This is a genomic window from Methylobacterium sp. SyP6R (genome assembly GCF_019216885.1).
GTDB lineage: Bacteria > Pseudomonadota > Alphaproteobacteria > Rhizobiales > Beijerinckiaceae > Methylobacterium.
Genome location: NZ_JAAQRC020000001.1, coordinates 822,639 through 836,355, shown reverse-complemented (window position 1 = coordinate 836,355; position 13,717 = coordinate 822,639). Strand labels below are relative to the sequence as shown.

Annotated in this window: 13 protein-coding genes and 1 tRNA gene; 8 read left to right on the top strand and 6 right to left on the bottom strand. The window is 68.5% G+C overall.

All coding sequences use genetic code 11. The features are described from left to right. Positions 1–172 precede the first annotated feature (172 nt). From HBB12_RS03775 to HBB12_RS03760, 4 genes are all read left to right on the top strand, one after another. A complete protein-coding gene (locus HBB12_RS03775; RefSeq protein ID WP_236988131.1) occupies positions 173–781 on the top strand; it encodes an SCO family protein in 609 nt (202 codons plus the stop codon). 170 nt (positions 782–951) lie between these two features. Next, positions 952–1,533: a QcrA and Rieske domain-containing protein gene (locus tag HBB12_RS03770; RefSeq protein ID WP_236988130.1), complete on the top strand. Its 582-nt coding sequence runs from the start codon at positions 952–954 to the stop codon at positions 1,531–1,533. A 148-nt stretch (positions 1,534–1,681) separates the two neighbouring features. Next, entirely contained in the window at positions 1,682–3,484 is a 1,803-nt protein-coding gene (locus tag HBB12_RS03765) for a PQQ-dependent dehydrogenase, methanol/ethanol family (RefSeq protein ID WP_236988129.1), read from the top strand. After that, positions 3,481–3,990 carry a hypothetical protein gene (locus HBB12_RS03760; RefSeq protein ID WP_236988128.1) on the top strand — a complete coding sequence of 170 codons (510 nt, stop codon included), beginning with the start codon at positions 3,481–3,483 and terminating at the stop codon, positions 3,988–3,990. The genes HBB12_RS03765 and HBB12_RS03760 overlap by 4 nt, the downstream gene beginning before the upstream one ends. A 61-nt stretch (positions 3,991–4,051) precedes the next feature. On the opposite strand, the gene HBB12_RS03755 is transcribed toward HBB12_RS03760, so the two are convergent. After that, positions 4,052–5,725 carry a methyl-accepting chemotaxis protein gene (locus HBB12_RS03755; protein WP_236988127.1) on the bottom strand — a complete coding sequence of 558 codons (1,674 nt, stop codon included), beginning with the start codon at positions 5,723–5,725 and terminating at the stop codon, positions 4,052–4,054. 378 nt (positions 5,726–6,103) lie between these two features. Between HBB12_RS03755 and HBB12_RS03750 the strand changes: the two genes are divergently transcribed. Beyond that, complete coding sequence (locus HBB12_RS03750) at positions 6,104–7,315, top strand: acyl-CoA dehydrogenase family protein (RefSeq protein ID WP_236988126.1); 1,212 nt, start codon at positions 6,104–6,106, stop codon at positions 7,313–7,315. 77 nt (positions 7,316–7,392) lie between these two features. Continuing rightward, positions 7,393–8,370, top strand: a complete 978-nt coding sequence (locus HBB12_RS03745; protein ID WP_236988125.1) for an alpha/beta hydrolase — start codon at positions 7,393–7,395, stop codon at positions 8,368–8,370. A gap of 93 nt (positions 8,371–8,463) precedes the next feature. Here the strand turns inward: HBB12_RS03745 and HBB12_RS03740 are convergent, their stop codons facing one another. Genes HBB12_RS03740 through HBB12_RS03720 form a run of 5 tightly spaced genes read right to left on the bottom strand, consistent with a single transcriptional unit; the run spans position 8,464 to position 11,503 of the window. After that, the gene (locus tag HBB12_RS03740; protein WP_236988124.1) at positions 8,464–8,874 is read right to left on the bottom strand and encodes a thiol-disulfide oxidoreductase DCC family protein; all 411 of its coding nucleotides are present in this window, start codon (positions 8,872–8,874) and stop codon (positions 8,464–8,466) included. A gap of 45 nt (positions 8,875–8,919) precedes the next feature. Then, positions 8,920–9,219, bottom strand: a complete 300-nt coding sequence (locus HBB12_RS03735; protein ID WP_236988123.1) for a hypothetical protein — start codon at positions 9,217–9,219, stop codon at positions 8,920–8,922. A gap of 50 nt (positions 9,220–9,269) precedes the next feature. Next, positions 9,270–10,295, bottom strand: coding sequence for a CobW family GTP-binding protein (locus HBB12_RS03730; protein ID WP_236988122.1), 1,026 nt, complete (start codon positions 10,293–10,295; stop codon positions 9,270–9,272). Then, positions 10,292–10,585: a hypothetical protein gene (locus HBB12_RS03725; protein ID WP_236988121.1), complete on the bottom strand. Its 294-nt coding sequence runs from the start codon at positions 10,583–10,585 to the stop codon at positions 10,292–10,294. Before HBB12_RS03725 ends, HBB12_RS03730 begins: the two co-directional genes overlap by 4 nt. Before the next feature lie 18 nt (positions 10,586–10,603). After that, positions 10,604–11,503, bottom strand: a complete 900-nt coding sequence (locus HBB12_RS03720; RefSeq protein ID WP_236988120.1) for a polysaccharide deacetylase family protein — start codon at positions 11,501–11,503, stop codon at positions 10,604–10,606. Between the two features lie 128 nt (positions 11,504–11,631). Between HBB12_RS03720 and HBB12_RS03715 the strand changes: the two genes are divergently transcribed. Both HBB12_RS03715 and HBB12_RS03710 read left to right on the top strand, forming a co-directional pair. Beyond that, positions 11,632–11,723 (top strand) — tRNA-Ser (locus HBB12_RS03715). An 85-nt stretch (positions 11,724–11,808) separates the two neighbouring features. Then, a complete protein-coding gene (locus HBB12_RS03710; RefSeq protein WP_236988119.1) occupies positions 11,809–13,365 on the top strand; it encodes a DUF6538 domain-containing protein in 1,557 nt (518 codons plus the stop codon). Positions 13,366–13,717 lie beyond the last annotated feature (352 nt).

Sequence of the window (13,717 nt, the reverse complement as noted above, 5' to 3'; positions counted from 1 at the left end):
CGGCAGAAGACGGTTAAGCAGCCCTCGCCGCGACAGGGCAACCTTTTGTAAAAGGCCGCCGGGGCGCGAGGTTATCGGTCAAAAGCCTGCGAGATGTGGGGATCATCGGCGCCGTCCGATGGCGCTTCGTGGCGAAGACGCTTACATCGCCAAGTGGTGTGAGGTTTTGGCCATGGGTGCGGTCTCGTCATGGGTGCGGCGCCTCGGCCGGGGACCGCTCGTCGCGGCCCTGCTGTCGGTCGGTGCAGGCGTCGTCCCGCCCGCGGGAGCCGGTTCCCTGGCCTGGCCCGCCGGGCGCGGCCTCGTCGACCAGACCGGTGCGGCCGTGGACGAGGCCCGGTTCGCCGGCCGGCTGCGCCTGGTCTATTTCGGCTATACGCGCTGTCCCGACCTCTGCCCGACCGCCCTGATGACGGTGACGCAGGCCCTCGACGATTTGGCCCCGGCCCTGCTCGCCCGGCTGGTGCCGGTGCTGGTCGCCGCCGATCCCGAGCGCGACGGCCCGGCCGTGCTCGCGGCCTATCTCGACACGTTCCACCCCGCCATCGTGGCGGTGACCGGCCCGCTCGCGGTCATCGACGGCCTCGCCGCTTCCTACGCCGCACCGCCGATCCGGCGCCACGACGGCGTGGTCGATCACCCGGCCGAGTTCTTCCTTGTCGGCCCGACGGGAGCCGTGATGGCGCGGATCCCGACCACGATCGCGCCGGATGCGCTGGCCGAGACCCTGCGATCCGCGCTCGTCCGTCAGGATCTGGCCCGTCAAGACCTCGCTCGCTGAGCCTCCGATGCCGCGGCCGCGCTGCACCGCACAGGATTTGGGTGCGCCGCACCAAGCATACGAAACATCAGGAACCCGTGAATTGGCATGAAGCGGGTTGACGCGACCGCCGGCTCGGCTACTCATATAGAAAATCATAAGAACAAAGAACGATTCCACCGGGAGGAACGATGGATCGCGCAAGACGACGCGCGCAGCGGCACGAGCCTGGGCTCGACCGGCGCAGCGTGGTGATGGGGGCCGTGGCCTGCTGTGCGGCGGGGGGCGCCGCCTGGGCGGGACCGGAGGAGGCGCTGCCGCAGAAGGGCGACCGGCTGGTGCTCGGCGACGGCGCGAAGGCCGGCGAGCCGATCACCCTCGACGCGCTGCCGGTCGGTGGCGACCTCGTCGAGGCGGTGGCGGTCGATCCGCAGGGGGTCAGGCGCGAGGGCTCGCGCTTCGCCAAGATCCTCCTGGTGCGGGTCGCGCCCGACCAGGTCGCGGAGGACCAGCGCGCCCACGCGGTCGACGGGGTCGTGGCGCTCTCGGCCATCTGCACCCACCAGGGCTGCACCATCTCCGGCTGGAGCCACGAGACGCAGCGCCTGAGCTGCTTCTGCCACCATTCCGAGTTCCTGCCGGCCCAGGGCGGCCGGGTGGCCAAGGGGCCGGCGCGCAAGCGCCTGCCGATGCTGCCGCTCGCCAAGGGCGAGGGCGGCACGCTGATGGTGGCCGGCGGCTTCATCGGCAAGCCGGGGCCGGGGCCCGCCTGAGCGGGAGGTGAGGCGGCGCACGCGCCGCCTTGGTCTTCCAAGAGAAAGACCGAGACCCACGCAGCAACGACGCGGGTCCGGAACAAGGAATCGGGATCGAGGAAACGCCGGGCCGGCCCGTGCCTGCCCCTGTTTTGAGGAGAGCAGCATGTCACGTCTCGTTCGAGCCAGGGGCTGGCTCGCCGCGGTCGCGCCCTGTGCCGTGGCCCTCGCGCTCGCCGCCGCACCGCTGAAGGCCGACCCGGCCGGCAAGGTCGAGTACAAGCCGGTCACCGATCAGCGGCTGGCCAACCCGGAGCCGGAGAACTGGCTGCAATACCGGGGCAACTACCAGAGCTGGGGCTATTCCCCCCTCGACCAGATCACCGCGAAGAACGTCACCAAGCTCGTCCCGGCCTGGAGCCTGTCGACCGGCGTGAGCGAGGGCCACCAGGCCCCGCCGATCGTCAATAACGGGGTGATGTTCGTCACCACCCCGCAGGCCCAGGTGATGGCGATCAACGCCCGCACCGGCGAGATCCTGTGGCGCTACCAGAAGGAATTGCCGCCGGAGCTGTCGCAGCTGCACCCGACCAATCGCGGCGTCGGCCTCTACGGCGACAGCGTCTACATGACCACCACCGATTCCTGCGTGGTCGCGCTCGGCGCCACCACCGGCAAGGTGAAGTGGGAGAAATGCGTCGCCCCCTGGCAGGACGGCTACTACATGACGCTCTCGCCGCTCGTGGCGAAGGGCAAGGTGGTGGTCGGCGTCTCGGGCGGCGAGTACGGCGTGCGCGGCTTCATCACGGCGCTCGATGCCGAGACCGGCAACGAGGCCTGGAAGACCTACACGGTGGCCGGCCCCGGCGACCCGGCGGCCGATACCTGGAAGGGCGATTCCTGGAAGACCGGCGGCGGCTCGGTCTGGATCCAGGGCAGCTACGATCCGGCGGCCAACCTCGCCTATTTCGGCACCGGCAATGGCGGTCCCTGGACGCCGGATGCGCGGCCGGGCGACAACCTCTACACCTCGTCGGTCGTGGCGCTCGACCTCGACAGCGGCAAGATCAAGGGCCACCACCAGTATCACTGGAACGACGCCTGGGACTGGGACGAGGTCTCGGCGCCGGTGCTGATCGACATCGAGCGCGACGGCAAGACGATTCCGGCCGCGATCCATGCCGGCCGCAACGGCTATCTCTGGACGCTCGAGCGCAGCAAGGACGGGCCGCTGAGCTTCGTCGACGGTAAGCCCTTCGTGTACCAGAACGTGTTCTCCTCCCTCGATCCGAAGACCGGCCGCCCGACCTACGACCAGTCCAAGATCCCCGGCATCAACCGCCGCGCCGCCTTCTGCCCCGGCCTGTGGGGCGGCAAGGACTGGCCGCCGGAGGCCTACAACCCGAAGACCGGGCTGTTCTACATCCCCAGTAACGACAACCTGTGCTCGGAGCTGGCCGGCGCCCAGGCCGGCACGCGCAAGCCCGGCGAGCTCTATATCGGCATCCCGATCGACGAGGTGCTGAACTCGCTGCGCTTGCGTGACGGCGTCGACAAGTCGAAGCCCTTCGCCATCGGGGCGATCCAGGCCTGGGATCCGAAGACCGGCAAGAAGGCCTGGCAGCACGACTTCCAGGATTCGGCGAACTGGGGGCCGCTCCTCACCACCGGCAGCGGGCTGATCTTCGCCGGCGGCACCAGCGACCGCAAGTTCCGGGCGCTGGACGGCACCACCGGCAAGGTGCTGTGGGAGACCCGTCTCAATTCCGGCGTCACCGGCGTGCCGTCGAGCTACATGGTCGACGGGATCCAGTACGTCGCGGTCCAGGCCGGCTGGGGCGTCGATGCCGAGCGCATGCTGACCGGCATCAACGCGCTCATTCCCGAGGAGCGCCGGGTCAGCGTCCTGCCGCAGGGCGGGGTGATCTGGGTCTTCCGGGTGATGGGCGAGGAGGCGGCGGCCCGATGAGGCGCCGCCTGACGGCCCTCGGGTTCGCCGCCCTCGCGGCGGCGAGCCTGACCGGAGCGGCGCGGGCACAGAACTCCGAGCCGGCCCAGGAGAGCGCCGCGAAGCAGGGGGCCGTAAGCCCCCTCCCCGCGCAAGCCGACGCCCTCGTCGCCTACGTGACGAAGGCCATGACCGACCACGACGCCTCCGCCTTCGAGCGGCTGGTGAACTGGACCGGCACCCGGGCGCACCGCAAGCGGCTGACGCTCTACCAGATCCGCGCCGGCTTCGGCCGGCCGATCAAGGCGGCCTCCCTGGAGCCGATGCCGGAGGACGGCCTGGCGGAAGCGACCTCGCGCGGCACCCTCAAGGCCAACATGCCGGTGACGGAGCGACTGCGGGTGGTGTTCGACGAACCGCCGGTGGAGGGCGACGCGCCGCCCACCAGCGTGTTCCTGATCGGCCGGGAGGGCGGCACCTACCGCATCGCCCTCCTGGTCCCGACCGGGCCGCCGAAGAGCAAGTGATGCAGGCAAGTGATGGCGGGTCAGTGACGGTGGGTCAGTGACGGCGGGATCCGGGGGGCCGTCAGGCCGCCCGGACGGTGGCGAGGAAGCGGCCGACCTCCGCCGAGAGTTGGCTCGACTGGCGCGACAGGTCGGAGGCGGAGGCGAGGAGCTGGGCGGCGGCGGCGCCGCTCTCCTCCGAGGCGTGGGCCAGCTCCACGACGTTGCTGGTGACCACCCCGGCACCGGCCGAGGCCTCGACCACGTTGCGGACGATCTCCTGGGTCGCCGCGCTCTGTTCCTCGACCGCGGCAGCGATGGCGGTGGCGCCGGCATCGACCTCCCGGATACGGTCCCCGATCGTGCCGATGGCACTCGCCGCCTGGGCGGTCACACCCCGGATCTCGCCGATCTGGCCGACGATCTCCTGCGCCGCCCGCGCGGTCTGGGTCGCGAGTTCCTTCACCTCGGCCGCCACCACGGCGAAACCGCGGCCGGCCTCGCCGGCCCGTGCCGCCTCGATGGTGGCGTTGAGGGCGAGCAGGTTGGTCTGGCTGGCGATCGAGGAGATCAGCCCGACCATGTCGCCGATCCGCACCGAGGTCGTACCCAGGGCCTCGACGAGGCGGCCGGTCTGGTCGGCCTCGTGCACGGCCCCCTGCGCCAGGCCCGCCGCGTTGTGGACCTGGCGGCCGATCTCCTGGATCGAGGCCCCGAGTTCCTCGGCGGCGACCGACACGGTGCCGACATTGTCGGAGGCCTGCGCGGCGGCAGCCGCCGCCGCGGTGGAGCGTCCGGAGGTCTGTGCCGCCGCCGCCGCCATGGCCTGGGCGGTCGCCTGCAACTGGGCGGCGGAGGACGACACCCGGTCGACGACGCCGCCGACCGCCTCCTCGAAACGCCCGGCCATCTCCCGCATCGTCGCCCGGCGCTGCTCCTCGGCCGAGGCACGGGCAAGGGCGCTCTCCTCCTCGATCTGCCGGGAGCGGATCAGGTTGTCCTTGAAGACCTGGACCGACGCCGCCATCGAGCCCACCTCGTCCTTCCGGCCGAGACCGGGAACCGGGCGGGCCGCGTCGCCGGAGGCCAGGTGCCGCATCGCCGACGTGATCGCCGCGAGTGGCGCCAGCACGCCGCGCAAGGTGGTCGCGAGGGCGAAGATCCCCGCCGCCAGCCCGCCGAGGACGATGCCGGCGCCGATCGTCTGGTTCAGCCGGTACGCCGCGGCGAAGCCGTCGTAGAGCTCGCCCGCCTCGGCGATCTGGAGATCGATGAGCTTCGCGACCTGCTCGCTGACCGGGTCGATCGCCTGGTACAGGCGGGTCCGGACGAAGGCATCGAGTGCCGCCTGGTCGTTCGCGCGCAGGATCGCCTGGAGATCGGAGACGCTGCCGTCGGCCGCCTCCATGCTGAGCCGGGCCGCGCCGGCGAGGCGTCGCTCGGCCTCGTCCATGTTGGTGAGCATGTAGGCCTGCCAGATCTCGGCGACGCGCGTCTGCGCCTTCCGGACCGAGGCGGTCCCGGCCGGCCAGGAGATGTTGCCGTTGCGCACCTTGTGCGCCGTGTCGACGATGTCGACCGCATACAAGTCGGCGATGATCTTGAGATCGCGCAAGGGCACGACGCGGTCCCGGTACATGCCGTTCATGTCGCGATTGGCGAGGCTCGACGCGTACCAGCCAATCCCGGCGATCGTCACGATGGAGGCGAACAACGATGCCAGTGCGGCCAGGAGGCGCGCGCGAATCGAAGACATCGCGGAAGATCCGGAAAATGGGAATAGTCGGTATTTTACGAAATATATTTGACGCAAATTAACGTAAGGTAAATCGTAATATACTACCCAACCGTATGACAATTGTGATCGAAATCGACCATGCACGGCATCCGGACACTCTGAAACGTTACTGACTGTCCTCCCGAGCGGTTCAACCATAAGAACGTTTGCCTCGCTCCGGCGCGATCGGCGCAGCGACCGGCGCAAGCGGCGGGAGGCCGTCGCGGCCGTTTCCATCCCTCCGATTGGGGCGGAGCGGTACCGAATGCGAGGTGCCTCGGCACGGTCGCGCTTGACCACGGGCCTCCGGACGGCGCAAGCGTATGGAAATATAGTTCCACGCCGGAGGATTCGCCGATGGACTTCACGCTCTCCCCCCGCATCGAGGAGTATCGCGCCCGCATCGCGGCCTTCGTCGAGAGCGAGATCCTGCCCGTCGAGGCCGACCGCAGCACCTGGGACGAGCACGAGAATATCGGCTCCGAGGCCCTGGCGGCCTTACGCGCCAAGGCCAAGGCCGCCGGCCTGTGGTGCCTCCAGCTCAAGCCCGAGACCGGCGGCCAGGGCCTCGGCAAGGTCGGCATGGCGGCCTGCTACACCGAGATGAACCGCTCGATCTTCGGGCCGGTGGTGTTCAACTCCGCCGCCCCCGACGACGGCAACATGATGGTGCTGGAGGCCCTCGGCACGCCCGACCAGAAGGCGCGCTGGCTCGAGCCCATCGTCTCGGGGAAGGTGCGCTCGGCCTTCGCCATGACCGAGCCGCATCCCGGCGGCGGCTCCGACCCGTCGATGATCAGGACCCGCGCCGAGCGCCAGCCGGACGGCTCGTGGCGGATCACCGGGCGCAAATGGTACATCACCGGCGCCGAGGACGCGGCCCATTTCATCCTGATCGCCCGCACCTCGGACGATCCGCGCTACGGGCTGACCGCCTTCCTGTTCCACCGCGACCAGCCGGGCTGGGAGATCGTGCGCCGCATCCCGATCATGGGGCCGGAGGAGCATGGCGGCCATTGCGAACTCGCCTTCGACGGGCTCACCATCAAGCCGGAGGACGTGCTCGGCGGCGAGGGCAAGGGCCTGAAGGTGACGCAGGTGCGCCTCGGCCCGGCCCGCCTCACCCATTGCATGCGCTGGCTCGGCCTCGCCGGCCGCTGCGTCGAGATCGCGCAAGAGTATGCGGCGGTTCGCGAGGGGTTCGGCATTCGCCTCGCCGATCGTGAGAGCGTGCAGCTGATGCTCGGCGGCCTCGCGATGGATATCGAGATCGGCCGGTTGCTGGTGATGCGCGCCGCCTGGGAGCTCGACCAGGGCCGGTTTGCCCGCAAGGAGGTGTCGATGGCGAAGGTCCACGTCGCCAACACCCTGCACCGGGCGGCCGATATCGGCATCCAGATCAACGGCGCCCGCGGCTATTCCAAGGACACGGTGCTGGAATGGATCTACCGCTACGCCCGCCAGGCGCGGCTGGTCGACGGCGCCGACGAGGTCCACCGCATGGTGCTCAACCGGCACCTCGAATCGGAAGGCCGCGGCTTCTTCGCCTGGCCGACCGCCGAGGCGTGAGGCCGAAGGTCCGAGGCACATATGAAGCGGGGACCTGCTAAGGCTCTCCGCTCCTTTGTCCTCGTCCGAGCCGCCCGATGCCCGCCCTCCATCCCGATGTCCAGGCCCTGCTGGCGATGCTACGCGCCGCCAACGCGCAGCCCCTCGAGGCGCTGCCGCCCGAGGCGGCACGGCGCGGCTACCTGGCCGGGCGCCGGGCCCTGCAACCGCCGCCGGACCCGGTCGCCGAGATCCGCGACCTCGCCGCGCCTTCCCCGGCCGGGCCGGTACCGCTGCGGCTCTATCGCGGCGAGGGCACGGTGCCGGGCGAGGCGCTGTCCTGCCTCCTCTACCTGCATGGCGGCGGCTGGGTGCTCGGCAACATCGAGTCGCATGACTGGATCTGCCGGCGGCTGGCCAACCTGACCCGCGCCTGCATCATCTCGGTCGATTACCGGCTCGCCCCCGAGCATCCCTTCCCGGCGGCAGTCGAGGATGCTGCCGTTGCCCTGGCCTTCGTGGCCGAGCGGGCGGAGGGGTTGGGAATCGATCCGAACCGTCTCGCGGTCGGCGGCGACAGTGCCGGCGGCAACCTCGCGGCTGTGCTGGCCCTGATGGGCCGGGACGGCACCCTGCCGCGGACGGCGATGCAGGTGCTGCTCTATCCCTCCGTCGATCTCGGCCTGACCAGCGAGGGCTTCGAGCGCATCACGGACGGCCAGCCCCTCACCGCCGGCACGATGCGCTACTTCGTCGACCATTACGCCCCCGAGCCGCGCGACCGGTCCGACTGGCGCGCCTCCCCGGCCCGCGCCGCGAGCCTTGCCGGTACGGCGCCCGCCCTGGTGCTGACCTGCGGCCACGACCCGCTCTGCGAGGAGGGCAAAGCCTACGCCCACCGCCTGGAGCGCGAGGGCGTGCCGGTCACGGCGCTCCACCTCTCCGACCAGACCCACGGCATCCTGACCATGAGCCGCCTGGTGCGGACCTCCGCGACGGTGCTGAGCTTCGTCGCCGAGGCGCTTCTGGAGCGCTGGAGCCTGGGCGGGCCGGAAGGCGGGCGGGGCGGGAGGTAGGGGCTTCGCTCCTCTGTCGCGTCGGACGCGAGCGCCGTCGCGGTGAGAGGCGGAATCGGCGGTCCGTGACGGCGCCGGGAGCCGCCATTCGCCTCACAGAATCCGGTCCCGGAAGCGCTCGGGCGCCATCCAGCACGTGTCCCGCCGGCCGAACAGGCGGTAGCGGTTGCGCGCGATCGCGCGGTAGACGGGATCGCGCAGGGCGGCCGGGACGATCCGGAACATCCGGGCCAGGCTCCAGGGAAAGCCGAGGCCCTCGTAGATGGCGAGGACGGCGTCGCTGTCTCGGCGCATCCGGTCGCCCTCGACGACGAGCAGGCTCGCCGGATCGTCCGGGTCCATGCCGTGCCGCCGGTAGAGCGATCGGCCGACCTCGCTCTGCATCGAGGCCAGGCGAAAGGTCGCGGCGCGATCGCGCTCGAGGACGAACCGGGCATTGGCCGAACACAGCACGCATTCGGCATCGAACAGGATGATGGGACCGGGGGACGCCGACATCGTCATGCGGCGATCCTAGCCGATCGGCCGGACGCACGAGAAGCCCGCGCGTCACTCCGCCTTGGCTGCACCGCGCTTGGCAGCCGGCTTGCGGCGGGGCTTGGCGGCCGGCTCCGGGTCGGGGGCGGGCTCCGGCTCGCGCATCGGCTCGGGCCCGCGCGCCTCGCGGGTGATCATCTCCACCATGCTCTGCGGCAGGCGGACGAAATGGCCGGTGCCGTGGCCGGACCGGTCGAGGATCTCGGCGAAGACGGGCTTGTGCGGCTCGTGCCCGGCCTCGCCGAGCGCGCAGGGGCGGCGCGGCAGGGTGCTCAGCTTCGCGGCGAGTTCCTTCGGCACCAGTGCGTTCACGCCTCACCCTCCCGTCGGCCGGACAGGGGGGAGATGTAGGACCCGCAGGGTTAACGATCGGCTGCCGCCGGGAGCGGAGCGGCGTGTGGTCCCGGGACGGTCGATGCGCCGGTCAAGGCTGGTGCGCCCGTGAAGGCGCCGTAGGAGCGGCGCAGGAGGTCGCCGTCGAGGTCGTGGCCGATCAGCACGAGGCGGGTGCAGGCGATGCCGTCGGGCCAGGCGGGCAGGTGCCGGGGCGGATGGACAAGGTGCTGCACGCCCTGGATCACCACCGGCGTGCCGACGCCCTCGACCGCCACCAGGCCCTTGAGGCGCAGGATCCGCGCGCCGTGCCGGTTGAGCAGCATGCCGAGCCAGAGCCCGAACCGGGTCCAGTCCACCGGCCCGCTCTCGATCGTCACCGCACCGACCGGGCCGTGCGGGACCGCCGGAACCTCGGCGCAGAGCCAGCGCCGGGCGCTGCCCTCACCCGTCGGATCGTCGGTGAGAAGGGCGGATTCCGGTTCGTCCTCCAGGGTGAGATCCGTGACCGGCGCGACGGGATTGAGGGCGGCGAGCCGCGTGCGCAGCGACGCGACGCATTCGGGCTCCACCAGGTCGGTCTTCGACAGGACCAGCCGGTCGGCGCAGGCCGCCTGCCGCACGGCCTCCTGGTGGGTGTCGAGTGTGCGGGCGCCGTTCACCGCATCGACCACGGTGACGATGCTCCCGACCGAAAAGGCGTGGCGCAGGACCGGATCGGCCACCAGGGTGGCGATGGCGGGGCCCGGATCGGCGAGGCCGGTGGTCTCGATCACCACCCGGCGGAAGTCCGGCACCAGCCCGCGCCGGCGGCGGTCGTGCAGGTCGATCAGCGCCGCCTTCAGGTCGCCGCGGATGCTGCAGCAGACGCAGCCGCCGCGCAGCAGCGCGACCTCGCCCTGCAGCGGCTCGACCAGCAGGTGATCGAGCGCGACCTCGCCGAACTCGTTGATCAACACGGCGGTGTCGCGCAGGGCCGGCCAGCGCAGCAGGCGGGCGAGCAGAGCGGTCTTGCCGGCACCGAGGAAGCCGGTGAGCAGGGTGACGGGGGTCACGCCGTCTCCTCGAGCGCCGCGATCACCGCCGGGTCGAGGGGATCGCAGGCGCGCCCGGACAGGCGCTCCGCCGCCGGCCACAGCGCACCGAGATGGTCGACCACCGCGCTCCGCCCGGTGCGGCCCGACAGGGTGTAGCGGTCGGCCCAGGCGGCGAGGCGCAAGCCGTAGAGGCCGAGCACCCGGTTGGCGGCCGACGCCCGGGCCCGGCGCTCGGCCTGCGGGGTCCCGCGCCGCACGCCGTCGCTCCAGTGATCGGGCGCCCCGAAGGCGCCGCACAGGCCGCACATCGCCTTGGCTTACCGGGCTCAGGATTCCGGCCGCGCCGTGCCCTCGAACGGGAAGCGCGTCGAAAAATCCTCGGCGATCGTCTCCATCGTCACGAACCGCACGCCGTCATGGGCCTTGAAATGCTGGAACAGGCGCTCGTGCATCTGGAGCACGTGCGGCTTGCCCGAGACGTCCGGGTGGATGGTGATCGGGAAGACGGCGTAATCGTAATTGGCGTAGACCCAGTCGAACTGGTCGCGCCACATCTGCTCGATGTCGCGCGGGTTGACGAAGCCGTGGCTGTTGGGCGCCGCCTTGACGAACATCATCGGCGGCAGGTCGTCGAGGGTCCAGGAGGCCGGGATCTCGATCAGCCGGGTCTCGGTGCCGTGCTCGAACGGCCGCATCCAGGTCGAGGGATGCTGGGCGTAATCGATCTTGGTCCAGGCCTCATCCACCCGCACGTAATAGGGGTGGTGGTCGTTGTGCATCAGCGAGTGGTCGTAGCGGATGCCCTTCTTCTGCAGGAGCTCGTTGGTCTTCTGCCCGAACTCCCACCAGGGCGCGACGTAGCCCCGCGGCGGTTTCCCGGCGAGATCGGTGATGAGCCCGACGCATTTGTCGAAGATCGCCTCCTCCTGCTCGGGCGTCATCGCGATCGGGTTCTCGTGGCTGTAGCCGTGCATCCCGATCTCGTGGCCGGCCGCCGCCACGGCCTTCATCTCCTCGGGAAAGGTCTCGATCGAGTGGCCGGGAATGAACCAGGTGGTCTGGATGCCCCAGCGAGCGAACATCCGCAGGAGCCGCGGCGCCCCGACCTTGCCGGCGAACACGCCGCGGGAGATGTCGCAGGGGCTGTCCTCGCCGCCATAGGATCCGAGCCAGCCCGCCACCGCGTCGACGTCGACGCCGTAGGACACGAAGATCTCTTTCGCCATTCCGGTCTCCCCGCCTGCGGAGCCATCTGACAACCGGCAGCGCCAGGGGGTCAAGTCGCCTCCGAAGGGCAAGCCTCGCGGAAAACCGGTTGACCGCGCCCCGCCGATTCCCTAGAGCGTTGGCCACCGGAGACGTGGCCGAGCGGCTGAAGGCACTCGTTTGCTAAATGAGCAAGCCCCTAAAAGGGCTTCGAGGGTTCGAATCCCTCCGTCTCCGCCACCACGTAAATATGTGGTGATCCTGCCGTAGCTTGCTGTCTAACAATGGCTTTTTGGGCGCCCGGTGGTACACACGGGTGGTACACATGGCCCTTGCAATGGCGACTCCCTGGCTTCATCCGCGCACGCGGGTCTACTACCTGCGCCGGCGCGTCCCGGACGATCTGAAGGCGGTGCTCGGCCGTAACGAGGTCCGCCGCAGCCTCGGCACACGCGATCCTAAAGAAGCGAAGCGCTTGTTCGCTTTGGCGCTCGCCGAGCTTGAGGCACAATGGGCGAACCTCCGGGGCGGCGCACGTACCCTCACCGAGAAAGATGCGCATATTCTTGCCGCCAGCATCGGCGAGGAATTTGTCGCCAAATATCACGACTATCCGAGCCGTCAGGATCTTTGGAATATCGAAGCAGGCGGAGATCTCTTCTCGCCAGCGTCTATCATTCTCAAACCCGGAGAGTCAGCCCTCGACTTTTTTAATAGACCGCTTGATCCTCTCATAATGGTTCGTGAGGATATGCGGGCCTGGTGCGAACGAACGGCTGATTGGAAGCTCGCGCGGGACGGACTCCGCGTTGATTTCGATAGCCGCCGGGAACTTGTGCGTGCCATTGCTAAGGCGATGCAGATAGGCGCTCTGCAACTCCGCGATATGAGTCAGGGGCGTTGGACGCCAGTTGCTGACGGGAAGGTCTCGTCGGCAATATCGGCCACCTCTAAGACTCTCAAGGCTCACGCTCCTGATTTATCGCGCGCCAGCGGAGAGGTTGTTCAATTAGAAGCACTGATCGAAGGCTGGCTGCGCGAGCGCCAGCCTGCCGCCAAAACTGCCTACGTCTTCCCACGAGTGGTTCGGGAGTTCATCGCCTTTAATGGGCGCGGCGATGCTACAGCAGTGACAGAAGACGACGTAGTGCGCTGGAAAAATTCTCTGCTTCAACAGGGTTTGAGAGGCACAACAATTCGCAATGGTAAAATTGGGCCACTAAGAACAATTCTTCAGTGGGGCGTTGATAATAAGAAGATCACAAACAATGTAGCGCGCGGCATTAAGGTCACAACCAAAGCTCGTAGCGTCGACCGTAAGCGGGATCCAACAGAGGATGAGGTCAAGCAAATCTTAGCGGCAGCCACGGAGGCGCATGACAGCGTGCGGCGATGGGTCCCCTGGCTTTGCGCTTATACCGGCGCACGAGTGGCTGAGATCTGTCAGTTGCGCAAGGAAGATGTCTACGCAGACAGTAAGATCCATGTTATTGCCATTCGCCCTGAAGCGGGCTCACTCAAGAATGCAAATTCTGAGCGTACTATCCCAGTCCACCCGAACTTGATTGCGCAAGGCTTCCTGGAGTTCGTAGCTTCAGCCAAATCGGGACCTCTGTTCGCCGAACTTCCACCTGATCGATTTGGCAGTCGAGGAGGAAACGGCAGCAAAGTGCTGGGACGTTGGATCCGCTCACTAGGAATGGTCGATCCGCGCATGCAACCGAATCACGGTTGGCGCCATCGCTTCTCAACTCTCTCTCGCGATAAAGGTTTGCGCGAGGACGTGACAATCTACATGCTGGGTAGACAGAAATCGGTCAGTGGCGCATACGGTGGCTATGGCTTACCAATGCTTCTAGAACAAATATCGCGGATACCTTGAATTCTAAAAGACGGAAATGTCATTTTGGACAGCATTTTTACTTATTTTATCTTGACAGACAGTGTCGGTTTGTGGCAATAATATATATGACACGCCATGCCCCTTACGGGCTCCGCGCCTATGACGCTAACCAGGTGAACATGGGGCCTCCGGACCAAACGCCGAAGGGCATCGGCATACAAGGGCGACTCGGACTTCCGAGTTGATCAGGAGCGAGGACCGGGTAGCCCCGAGCCTCCAGACGACCGCCTACTCCAAGGGTCCGGAGAGTAGGCATCCGTCCGCGTTGGCCGCCTGGATGGCGGGAAGCGGTGAGTAAAGGCCGACAGCCCAACCCCGGCCTGCCTATCAC

What these genes read in the sequence shown, in the direction of transcription:
- HBB12_RS03775 (WP_236988131.1), top strand. Translation starts at nt 173, where the DNA reads ATGGGTGCGGTCTCGTCATGGGTGCGGCGCCTCGGCCGGGGACCGCTC.
- HBB12_RS03770 (WP_236988130.1), top strand. Translation starts at nt 952, where the DNA reads ATGGATCGCGCAAGACGACGCGCGCAGCGGCACGAGCCTGGGCTCGAC.
- HBB12_RS03765 (WP_236988129.1), top strand. Translation starts at nt 1,682, where the DNA reads ATGTCACGTCTCGTTCGAGCCAGGGGCTGGCTCGCCGCGGTCGCGCCC.
- HBB12_RS03760 (WP_236988128.1), top strand. Translation starts at nt 3,481, where the DNA reads ATGAGGCGCCGCCTGACGGCCCTCGGGTTCGCCGCCCTCGCGGCGGCG.
- HBB12_RS03755 (WP_236988127.1), bottom strand. Translation starts at nt 5,725, where the DNA reads ATGTCTTCGATTCGCGCGCGCCTCCTGGCCGCACTGGCATCGTTGTTC.
- HBB12_RS03750 (WP_236988126.1), top strand. Translation starts at nt 6,104, where the DNA reads ATGGACTTCACGCTCTCCCCCCGCATCGAGGAGTATCGCGCCCGCATC.
- HBB12_RS03745 (WP_236988125.1), top strand. Translation starts at nt 7,393, where the DNA reads ATGCCCGCCCTCCATCCCGATGTCCAGGCCCTGCTGGCGATGCTACGC.
- HBB12_RS03740 (WP_236988124.1), bottom strand. Translation starts at nt 8,874, where the DNA reads ATGACGATGTCGGCGTCCCCCGGTCCCATCATCCTGTTCGATGCCGAA.
- HBB12_RS03725 (WP_236988121.1), bottom strand. Translation starts at nt 10,585, where the DNA reads ATGTGCGGCCTGTGCGGCGCCTTCGGGGCGCCCGATCACTGGAGCGAC.
- HBB12_RS03720 (WP_236988120.1), bottom strand. Translation starts at nt 11,503, where the DNA reads ATGGCGAAAGAGATCTTCGTGTCCTACGGCGTCGACGTCGACGCGGTG.
- HBB12_RS03710 (WP_236988119.1), top strand. Translation starts at nt 11,809, where the DNA reads ATGGCCCTTGCAATGGCGACTCCCTGGCTTCATCCGCGCACGCGGGTC.